Origin of the sequence: Bradyrhizobium sp. 45, assembly GCF_023073155.1 — a bacterium.
GTDB lineage: Bacteria > Pseudomonadota > Alphaproteobacteria > Rhizobiales > Xanthobacteraceae > Bradyrhizobium > Bradyrhizobium canariense_D.
On the sequence record NZ_JADPIX010000030.1, the window covers coordinates 1 to 1,489 of the forward strand.

Below are 1,489 nucleotides of genomic sequence, written 5' to 3' on the forward strand. Positions count from 1 at the left end.
ACGATGACGTAATTGCGGTCGGCGCTCGTGGCAGACAAGCTCCGTTATCGTTGAGCCCTCGCAATCAAATGATTCGAAGGAGTTCCCATGAAGCAGTACGTCGGGCTGGACGTCTCACAGAGAGAAACCGCTGTGTGCGTTGTCAACGAGACCGGTCAAGTAATCTTCGAAGGAAAAGCCAAGTCTAATCCTGGTGCCTTGACTGACCTGCTTAGCAAACATGCGCCTCATGCCGAGCGTATCGGCTTCGAGACCGGTGCGATGGCGAGTTGGCTATGGCATGAACTCCGCAGGGTTGAGCTTCCGGTGGTCTGCATCGACGCTCGGCATGCGCACGCAGCTTTGTCGGTCCGAATGAACAAGAGCGATCAGAATGATGCGCGAGGCCTTGCCGAACTGGTGCGGGTTGGATGGTATCGAGAGGTCAAAGTCAAAAGTGAGGAAAGCCAGAAGATCCGAGCGATCCTTGTCGCCAGATCTCGGCTAGTGTCCATGCGCCGAGACATCGAGAACCAGGTTCGCAGCTTGATCAAGGAATGTGGATTGCTATTCCCTCGCGCGATCGGCCAACAGTTCCGCAACCAGGTCAGCGAACTCTTGGGCGCCGATCATTTGCTTCTCAGCGTGATATCGCCGCTGCTCTCGATCCACGAGAACGTTTGTCAGCAACAAGGTAAGTTCGACAACGAGGTCCGCCGGTTGGCAAAGCTGGACGAGACGACGCGTCGCCTGATGACGGTCCCGGGGGTCGGTGTCGTGACGGCCCTAACGTTCCGCCACACGATCGATGACCCCTCGCGCTTCCGATCGGCTTCTACGGTCGGCGCCTACCTAGGCCTTACGCCGAGGCGCAGCCAATCCGGCGAAACCGACACCAACGGAAAGATATCTCGATGGGGCGACCGGCTTCTCCGAACTTACTTGTTCGAGGCCGCCACTGTCCTTCTTTATCGAACCAAAAAGTGGTCTTCCTTAAAGGCCTGGGGCATGAAGCTCGCCAAGCGGATCGGCATGAAGAAGGCAAAGGTCGCCATCGCCCGAAAGATCGCCGTGATTCTCCACTGCATCTGGGTCGATGGCACATCGTTCGACTGGGGCCAGCCGAAGCCAATCTGATATTTGCTCGCAAGTTCCTGGTCCGGTCCGCCGGACTGGCGATGTCCCGCTGGGACGGTGGTCGTGGTGACCTCGGTCAATCGGCTGGTGGCGGTTCGCCCGCACTCCGCTGCAAACGTTGAGGCGCCCGATCCGGACATCATCATGAGGCGCTCGCGACCTCGGAAAGGACCATGACCCCAGCTACGACATCAACCTAACCCGACGAAGCCGCCAACGACGTCGATTGCCAATCCCGCTAGGCAATCGTCTCGCCATCCGCGATCGCTCCGTCTCCGCAACCTGACCAGCTCCGACGGAGCAATCGCTACCGGCGTGTCACTGGAGAGAGGAAGAATGGTAGCTTGACAACAAACCGCAATTAAAGGGCCGA

1 protein-coding gene is annotated in these 1,489 nt (G+C 58.3%); it reads left to right on the top strand.

Annotated features, from left to right (window positions below):
- The first annotated feature begins 87 nt into the window (after positions 1–87).
- Positions 88–1,116 carry an IS110 family transposase gene (locus IVB42_RS04880; protein WP_247412359.1) on the top strand — a complete coding sequence of 343 codons (1,029 nt, stop codon included), beginning with the start codon at positions 88–90 and terminating at the stop codon, positions 1,114–1,116.
- Positions 1,117–1,489 lie beyond the last annotated feature (373 nt).